The 8,205-nt window shown below is 67.9% G+C and carries 8 protein-coding genes; all 8 read right to left on the reverse strand.

The features are described from left to right. Window positions 1-127: 127 nt before the first annotated feature. The 8 genes from wag31 to murC all read right to left on the reverse strand — a co-directional run bounded on the left by wag31 (window position 128) and on the right by murC (window position 8,072). Window positions 128-958: a DivIVA-like cell division protein Wag31 gene (wag31, locus tag ACWELQ_RS30125; RefSeq protein WP_452400417.1), complete on the reverse strand. Its 831-nt coding sequence runs from the start codon at window positions 956-958 to the stop codon at window positions 128-130. Between the two features lie 72 nt (window positions 959-1,030). Further along, window positions 1,031-1,333: a YggT family protein gene (locus tag ACWELQ_RS30130; RefSeq protein WP_379364274.1), complete on the reverse strand. Its 303-nt coding sequence runs from the start codon at window positions 1,331-1,333 to the stop codon at window positions 1,031-1,033. Between the two features lie 299 nt (window positions 1,334-1,632). After that, the gene (locus ACWELQ_RS30135; protein WP_452400418.1) at window positions 1,633-2,433 is read right to left on the reverse strand and encodes a cell division protein SepF; all 801 of its coding nucleotides are present in this window, start codon (window positions 2,431-2,433) and stop codon (window positions 1,633-1,635) included. Window positions 2,434-2,537: 104 nt separating this feature from the next. After that, a complete protein-coding gene (locus ACWELQ_RS30140) occupies window positions 2,538-3,311 on the reverse strand; it encodes a YggS family pyridoxal phosphate-dependent enzyme (protein ID WP_452400419.1) in 774 nt (257 codons plus the stop codon). Continuing rightward, on the reverse strand, window positions 3,308-4,048 hold the full coding sequence (gene pgeF / locus ACWELQ_RS30145; protein ID WP_452400420.1) for a peptidoglycan editing factor PgeF: 741 nt from the start codon (window positions 4,046-4,048) through the stop codon (window positions 3,308-3,310). Before pgeF ends, ACWELQ_RS30140 begins: the two co-directional genes overlap by 4 nt. Before the next feature lie 122 nt (window positions 4,049-4,170). Beyond that, window positions 4,171-5,433, reverse strand: coding sequence for a cell division protein FtsZ (gene ftsZ / locus ACWELQ_RS30150; RefSeq protein WP_452400421.1), 1,263 nt, complete (start codon window positions 5,431-5,433; stop codon window positions 4,171-4,173). A 320-nt stretch (window positions 5,434-5,753) separates the two neighbouring features. Continuing rightward, window positions 5,754-6,620 (reverse strand): cell division protein FtsQ/DivIB, encoded by an 867-nt coding sequence (locus ACWELQ_RS30155; protein WP_452400422.1) that lies wholly within the window; start codon window positions 6,618-6,620, stop codon window positions 5,754-5,756. Between the two features lie 6 nt (window positions 6,621-6,626). Further along, entirely contained in the window at window positions 6,627-8,072 is a 1,446-nt protein-coding gene (gene murC / locus ACWELQ_RS30160; protein ID WP_452400423.1) for a UDP-N-acetylmuramate--L-alanine ligase, read from the reverse strand. Window positions 8,073-8,205: the final 133 nt, after the last annotated feature.

An 8,205-nucleotide genomic window follows, 5' to 3' on the forward strand; every position in this document is an offset into this window, starting at 1 on the left:
AGTGCACCTCCCCCTCGTTGGGCTTCGATGGCGGCAGCCACCGGAGGACTCGAAAGGTTGGCGACGACACCGCATTCCCCGGGCAAACGCCCGGGACCTGGCGGCATCGCAGGCCGTAGTTACGACTTTACTTGCTGCCCTTGAGAAGTGCGCCGTTGCCGGACGCGTCCTGACCGAATTCGCCGCCGTCGACCGGGACCGCCGAACCACGGTTCTCCAGCTCCTCCAGCTGCGATTCCAGGTAGGACTTCAGGCGCACACGGTATTCGCGCTCGAAGGTCTTGAGCTGCTCGATGCGGCTCTCCAGCACGCTGCGCTGTTGCGTGATGGTGGCCATGATCTCGGTGTGCTTGCGCTCGGCGTCGGCCTGCAGAGCGTCGGCCTTCTCCTTGGCCTGGCGCAGCTGCGAATCCGAGCGGGTCTGCGCGTCGGACAGCATGGCCTCGGCCTTCTGGCGGGCGTCGGCGATCATGGCCTCGGAGCGGGTCCGTGCGTCGCTGACCAGTCGCTCCGAGTTCGCTCTGGCGTTGGCCAGCAGTTGCTCGGCCTCGGTCTTGGCGTCGGAGGTGAGGCGGTCGGCCATCTCCTGGGCCAGCGAAAGCACCTTGGCGGCCTGCAGATTGGCGTCCGCGGAGGGCGCTTCCTGCTTGATGGGGGCGACGGGGACCGGCGCGGGCATCGGAGCAGGCGGCGCGACCGGGGCGGCCTTGATGGGCTCCGGCGCGATCGGCTGCTTCACGGTCTGGACCGCGGGGCCCCGATTCTTCTTGGCGTCAGCCAGTTCCGCGTCCAGCTCGGCAACGCGCTGGCGAAGATCAGCATTCTCCTCGATGAGGCGTGAGAGCTCCTGCTCGACCAGGTCGAGGAAGGCGTCAACTTCGTCCTCGTTGTATCCGCGCTTCCCGATCGGCGGTTTGCTGAACGCGACGTTATGCACATCGGCGGGGGTCAGCGGCATGGAACGATCCCTTCACGCTTCGTATGGAGATCTAGCGGTAGATCTGGGCAAGCATTCTTTCGGCCCATTCTGTCACACCTGAGCTATCGACTGCCCTGCCTGGCCCGTGATCGTCATCAAGATGAAGACGATGAAAAGCAGGACCATAATGGACAGATCGAGCCGAATTCCCCCAAGATTCACTGGGGGTATCAAACGCCTCAGAAGTTTCACCGGGGGGTCGGTGACCGTGAAGATCATCTCCAGGATGATCACCACGAAGCCAGTCGGCCGCCAGTCTCGCGCAAAGCTGCGGATGAACTCGACGATGACCCGGCTGATCAGCAGCAGCCAGAAGAGGAACAGCAGTAGGTTCAACACCGGGAACACGGCCACCGCACCACTCTGCCTCAGATCTCATGATCAGCAAAATAGAAACACTGATCGCGCCGGTCACAGCTGGGCCGCTGCCGTATCACCGCTGCCCACAAGCGGGTCGGGACGGCACCACCACAGATCGTGACACTCAGATACCCGACAACTCGGGCGCAAGACTCCCCCAACATTCCCCCGCGACAAAGTCGCAACCCCCGTATACGCAACGGAACTCGTTGCCTTGGTTTACTTTTGGTCCGACCCTACTCTCGGGTGTCCATCAGGGGTTCCCCGCCCCTGAGAGTCCCGAGAGTGGGCTCTTACTTCTGGTTGTAGAAGCCGTTCTCGGCGATGCGGCGGCGTTCCTCGGCGGAGACGTCCACGTCGGCGGGCGACAGCAGGAACACCTTGGTGGCCACCTTGTCGAACGAACCACGCAGGGCGAAGGCCAGACCCGCGGCGAAGTCCACCAGGCGACGGGCGTCGGAGTTGCTCATCTCGACCAGATCCATGATCACCGGGGTGCCGTCACGGAAGCGCTCACCGATGATGGCCGCCTCCGCGTAGGTGCGCGGGCGCAGCGTCGTGATCTTGGACAAGGTGCCTCCGTCCTCGAAGATCTGGGGACGGCGGGCCGCCTCGATACGGCGCTCCTGCTCCCGCAGATCCTCAATGCGACGCTCCGCGTCGGTGTCCATCGCGAGCGCGCCGCGGGTGCTGCCGCGCACCATGGGCGCACCGCCGCCCACGGACCGGGTGCGGCTGGACGGGGCGGTGTCGATGCGGGTCGGACGACGGGTCGGCTCGTAACGGTCGTCGGCGTCGTAGCGGTCGCGGTGATCGCGCTCGCGGGCGTCGTCGGCGTAGTCGTCACGGCGCGAGGCCGCGCTGTAGGCCGGCTTGTAAGGGGCCTTGTACGACGGCTCGTACGCGGGCTCGTCGTCGTAGCGGTCCTCGCCGTATCGGTCGTATTCACGCTCGCGTTCGGCATAGGGCCGAGGACGACGCTGCCCACGCTCATCGGCGCTCCGGGTGGCTCCGCGGTCGTCGACGTAATCGTCTTCGTAATCCTCGAGCGGAACCATCCCGAAGTACGCCTTGAACTTATGCAGCGTGCTCATCTGGTCGACCTTCCTTCGGCCCCGGTTGGCCTGGGGTGTTGTCCTGCTCAGACCTCGTTAGCCACCAAGCATATGTTTCAAATGTGACTGGTGAGGTTTCTTTGCTACGCCGAGGTTATCGGTCGCGCGCCCATCAGGGCAGTACCGACACGCACGCAGGTGCTGCCGTGGCGGACCGCCGACTCCAAGTCGCCGGACATGCCCGCCGACAGTTCGATCGCAGCGGGGTGGTCGGTCGTTAATGCGGCGTGGATGCGGGCAAGTTGCTCGAAGGCGACATCGGGGTCGACATCCAGCGGCGGGATCGCCATCAGGCCCGCGAGCTGCAGTGATTCCGAGGCGGCCACCTGATCGGCGAGCGCGTGCAGCGCGGCGTCGCGGACACCGCCGCGCGCGGGATCGGCGTCCAGGGACACCTGCAACAGGACGCGCAAGGGGGTGCTGCGGGTGCCGTCGTCCAGGGCCGCCTTCGCGCCCGCCTCGAGGGCGCTCGCGAGCCGGTCGCTGTCCACCGAGTAGACGGTATCGGCCCAGCGTGCAACGGATTTCGCCTTGTTGCGCTGCAGCCGCCCGATGAATTCCCAGCGTATCTGGGACAGGTGTCCCAGCTGCGCCACCTTGTCGGCGGCCTCCTGCTCGCGGGACTCACCGAACTCGCGGCGGCCGAGGTGATAGAGGATCTCGATATCCGAGGCGGGGAAGAACTTGGTGACCGGCAGCAGCCGCACCTCCCCCGGATCGCGGCCCGCGGCGCGGCACGCTGCGGCGATTCGCTCGATGAGCGCTGCGAGGGAGCTCTCCAGCTCATCGGCGCGGCCGGTGGCGGACGTGACGCCCGTCGCATCGGATCCCGCTGCGGCCGTAAAACTTTCGGTCATTCTGAAACTCCCTCGGATGACATCCAAATCACACCGGCGAGTCGCCCCGTCGGCGCGCCGCGCCGGTGTGAGAACAGGGTCTTGTCCTCGATGGTGCATCGCGGATCCACGGCCACGCCGCTCACCCCGGCCGCCTCCAGCTGGCGACGGATGCCCGCGCGCAGATCCAGACCGGGCGTGCCTTTCGCGGTGGTGGTCGCGCTGCCCGGCAGATGCGCCTCGACATCGGCGCGCATGGCGGCGGGCACCTCGTACTGGCGACCGCTGGCCGCCGGGCCGAGGAACGCGCCGATGCGCTCGGGCCGCGCGCCCACCGACACCATGGCCTCCAACACCTTCGGCACGATCCCGATCCTGGCCCCGATCCGCCCGGCGTGCACGGCCGCGATCACGCCCGCCTCGTCATCCGACAACAGGATCGGCACGCAGTCCGCGCTCAGCACCACCAGCGCCAGATCCCGCCGGGTGGTCACCAGCGCATCCGTGGCAGGCACCGGCTCGGCGCGCGGACCGTCCACGATCTCCACGTTGCGTCCGTGGATCTGTTCCATCCACACCAGATGATCCGGCGCCAGCCCGAGACTCTCCGCCAGCCGAACCCGATTGCGCCGCACCGCCTCCGGATCATCCCCGACATGGTCGCCCAGATTGAACGAGTCGTAGGGAGCCTGCGAGAATCCGCCCGCGCGGGTGGTGGTCACTCGCCGGGTTCGGAACAGCGGTGCAGCGGAAGTCATGACATCGAGGGTAGTAGCCATCGGCGGGCTACCCGAAACACACCACCGCCGGAACGCCACCGCGCCCGCTCCATGTGCGGAGCGGGCGCGGTGTGAGATGAATCCCTTACGGGCGCTTGGACTTATCGCCGCATGAAGGACGGGACGTCGACGTCGTCGTCATCGGCGTCCGGGGGCTGGATGTGGTTGCGGGAGTTGCTGCCGATGGTCGGGTCGACCGTGGTCGGACGCGGCGGGCTGTAGGAAGGCGCGGGGCCGCGCTCGGCCACCGGCGGGGCCTGGGTGACCGGAGCCGGGGCCGGTTCGGGGGCGCGGGCGGGCTCGGCGGCGCGGGCCGGGGCGTAATCGCCGGTGCGGCTTACCGATCCGGCCGAGGCCGTCGCGGTGCCGCTGCCGCTGGTGAACCGGCTGACCGCGGGTTCGATGCGCCGGGCCGGGCCGCTGCCGTCGAATCCGGCCGCGATCACCGTGACCCGGACCTCGTCGCCGAGCGAATCGTCGATGACCGTACCGAAGATGATGTTCGCCTCGATGTGCGCCGCCTCCTGCACCAGCGAGGCGGCCTCGTTGATCTCGAACAGGCCGAGATCCGACCCGCCCGCGATCGAGAGCAGCACGCCGTGCGCGCCGTCCATGGAGGCTTCCAGCAGCGGCGAATTGATCGCCGCCTCGGCCGCCTTCACCGAACGGCCCTCGCCGCGTGCGGAACCGATGCCCATCAAGGCCGAGCCCGCGCCGGACATGACGGACTTGACGTCCGCGAAGTCGACGTTGATCAGACCCGGGGTGGTGATCAGGTCCGTGATGCCCTGAACACCGTTGAGCAGCACCTCATCCGCGGAGCGGAAGGCGTCCATCAGCGAGACGGCCGCGTCGCCGAGCTGCAGCAGCCGGTCGTTGGGGATGACGATGAGGGTGTCGCAGGACTCGCGCAGGGCCTGGATGCCCGCCTCGGCCTGGTTGCTGCGGCGCTTGCCCTCGAACGAGAACGGCCGCGTGACAACACCGATGGTGAGCGCGCCGAGCTTGCGGGCGATCGAGGCCACGACGGGCGCGCCGCCGGTGCCGGTGCCGCCGCCCTCGCCCGCGGTCACGAAGACCATGTCGGCGCCCTTGAGGACTTCCTCGATCTCGTCCTTGTGGTCCTCGGCGGCCTTGCGGCCGACCTCCGGGTCGGCGCCGGCGCCGAGGCCGCGGGTGAGTTCACGGCCGACATCGAGTTTCACGTCGGCATCGGACATCAACAACGCCTGCGCGTCGGTGTTGACGGCGATGAACTCGACTCCCTTGAGTCCCTGTTCGATCATCCGGTTGACGGCATTCACGCCGCCGCCGCCGATACCGACGACCTTGATCACAGCAAGGTAGTTGTGCGGGGGCGTCATGGGCTCTCGCCTTCCTTCGATCTGAAACAGCTTGTCGTCTTCGGCTACTGGCAAAACCCCGGCGCTTTGGTCTCGGTCCGATAAACCCTCAACCACAGCTTCAGCGTTATGTCAAGTATCCGACTGGTGCGGAACGGTATTCGCAGCCACCGCGTTACTTGCGCAGGCGCGCCGAAACGAGTGTCAGAATCTTGTGTGATTCGCCTCGTCCGACCCACCCGAGCATCGTATCGTGGACGGTTGCCCTCCGGTCCTGGATCGGAACCGATGGTGCCCTTCCGGCAAACCACCGAAAATTTCGGCGGCCCAATGGGTATCGCTCACTTTACCGTGACCAGATTCGGACTCGAAACATCGAATACCTTGCCCGGCTGGGAAAGCAGGGGTCCGACGACCGCCGCCTTGCGCGCCGAGTCCACCGTCCCTCCCCAGAGCACGGTACGCCCGTCACGCAACTCCAGGGCAATATCCGAAACCGAGCGGGCCACAACCGCTCCCACGCCCACCTGATCACGCAATGCCACGGGCATGGCGGCCATGACCGCGACCGCGGCCTTGGTCACCGGATCCGAACCGCCCGGATGGTCGGTAATGAGTTTGGGCACTCCGGGTCCCGGCGGCTCGATGGCGAATTCCACGCTGTCGCAATCGAGCAGGTGTGTCCCTTCCGGGCTGTCGAAATACAGCACCGGGGTGCGTTCGACCACGGTCACCTGGACGGTGGACGGGAATTCGCGCTGCACGCGCGCCGAACGGACCTTGGGTAGTCGCGATACCCGCTCGGCCAGCGCGTCGGTGTCCAGCCGCAGCATCGATCGACCCTCGGGCATCTGCAGCGCTTCCTGAACCTGTTGTTCCGGAATGGCGGTCAGACCCTCGATACGGACCGTGCGGACGGCCAGCAGCGGGGTGAACCACGCGACCAGTCCCAATGCGACCAGCACCAGCACACCGGCTGGCACCCCGAACCGGATCCCGCGCGACCGCCAGGCATCACGCAGCCGCGATTCGCGCGGCGCGCGGCCGCGGCGCAGCCGGGCCCGCCGGGCCGCGGAGGTCTCGACGATGTCTTCGGGCTCAGCCGAATCGGACTCAGCCGCGGCGGACTCCGCCGGATCCCCGTCGTCCCAGTCGTCCTCGTCCGGCTCCGGCGTCGCCGGACCGTCCACTCCCCCACCCGAGCTCATGCGTGCTCACCGCCCGTGGCTGGGTCGGGCGCGCAGGCCGTCGAGGATCTGGCTGCCGAGCATGGTCACATCGCCCGCGCCCATGGTGATCACCACGTCGCCGGGCCGGGCCAGCGCACCCACCTGCTTGCCGACGCGCGACATATCCGGCTGGTAGTGCACGGGTTTGGTGACCGCGCCGGCCACCAGCGCACCGTTCACGCCGGGCAGCGGCTCCTCGCGCGCACCGTACACGTCGAGCACCACGACCTCGTCGGCCAGCGACAGGGCGTCGCCGAACTCGGTCGCGAAAGTGGCGGTGCGACTGTACAAGTGGGGCTGGAAGACCACGATCACCCGGCCCGGCCGCGAACGCGCGCCGTCGCGGGCCTCCTGGGCGACCAGTTCGGCGGCGGCCGACAGCACCGCGCGCACCTCGGTCGGATGGTGGGCGTAGTCGTCGAAGACGCGCACGCCGTTCTCGCGTCCGGTGAGCTGGAAGCGGCGGTGCACGCCGCCGAAACCCTCCAGCCCCTGGATGATCTCGCCCATATCGGCCCCGGTGGCGCGCGCGGCCAGCAGCGCGCCGAGCGCGTTGAGGGCCATGTGGCGGCCGGGCACCGACAGGCGCAGGGTGCGCGGGGCGGGCTCGTCGGAGAGTTGGAAGACCGCGACACCGCCGACGTCACGCGGTTCGAACGACAGCAGTTGCGCGCCGACCGGCACCCCGGTCTCGGTGAAATCGCCGGAGCCGTAACCGATCACCTGGATGCCGCGCGGGTCGTCGGCCAGCTTCTCGACCGACCGCCGCGCCAAGCCCAGCGAACCCGGATCGTCCAGGCACACCACCAAGCGGCCGCCCTTTTCGAGCCGGTCCACGAAGTCGTCGAAGACCTGGACATACGCCTCGTCGGTACCGAAGTAATCCAGGTGGTCGGATTCGATATTGGTGACCACCGCGACGTCCGGCGCGTACTGCAGCAGCGACCCGTCGCTCTCGTCGGCCTCGGCCACGAAGATGCCGCCGGTGCCGTGGTGGGCGTTGGTGCCCGCCTCGTTGAGCTCGCCGCCGACGGCGAAGGACGGGTCGAATCCGCAGTGCTGCAACGCCACCACCAGCATGGAGGTGGTCGAGGTCTTGCCGTGCGTGCCCGACACGAGCAGGGTCTTGTGGCCCTCCATCAGCGAGGCCAGCACGGCCGGGCGCAACAGCACGGGCACCCCGCGCCGATGTGCCTCCACCAGTTCGGGATTGGTCTTGGGGATAGCCGCGTAGGTGGTGACTACGGCGGTGGGCCCGCCGGGCAGCAGATCCAGCGCGCCCGCGTCGTGCCCGATGCGCACGTGCGCGCCACGCGCCCGCAACGCCAGCACGGTACGGCTCTCCTTGGCGTCGGACCCCGACACCATGCCGCCGCGCGACAGCAGAATCCGGGCGATACCCGACATGCCCGCGCCGCCGATGCCGATCATGTGCACACGCCGCAGATGCTCGGGCAAATCGGTGTGCGCTTCTGCGATCGGCTCGGTCGCGGTAGCCGCATCGCTGTCCTGCAGCACGATGGCGATGCGAACCGGGGCCGCGAGCGCGCGTAGTAGTTCTCCG

This window comes from Nocardia sp. NPDC004722, from assembly GCF_053601505.1.

What these genes read in the sequence shown, in the direction of transcription:
- ACWELQ_RS30140 (WP_452400419.1), bottom strand. Translation starts at nt 3,311, where the DNA reads ATGACCGAAAGTTTTACGGCCGCAGCGGGATCCGATGCGACGGGCGTC.
- ACWELQ_RS30135 (WP_452400418.1), bottom strand. Translation starts at nt 2,433, where the DNA reads ATGAGCACGCTGCATAAGTTCAAGGCGTACTTCGGGATGGTTCCGCTC.
- pgeF (WP_452400420.1), bottom strand. Translation starts at nt 4,048, where the DNA reads ATGACTTCCGCTGCACCGCTGTTCCGAACCCGGCGAGTGACCACCACC.
- ftsZ (WP_452400421.1), bottom strand. Translation starts at nt 5,433, where the DNA reads ATGACGCCCCCGCACAACTACCTTGCTGTGATCAAGGTCGTCGGTATC.
- murC (WP_452400423.1), bottom strand. Translation starts at nt 8,072, where the DNA reads ATGATCGGCATCGGCGGCGCGGGCATGTCGGGTATCGCCCGGATTCTG.
- wag31 (WP_452400417.1), bottom strand. Translation starts at nt 958, where the DNA reads ATGCCGCTGACCCCCGCCGATGTGCATAACGTCGCGTTCAGCAAACCG.
- ACWELQ_RS30155 (WP_452400422.1), bottom strand. Translation starts at nt 6,620, where the DNA reads ATGAGCTCGGGTGGGGGAGTGGACGGTCCGGCGACGCCGGAGCCGGAC.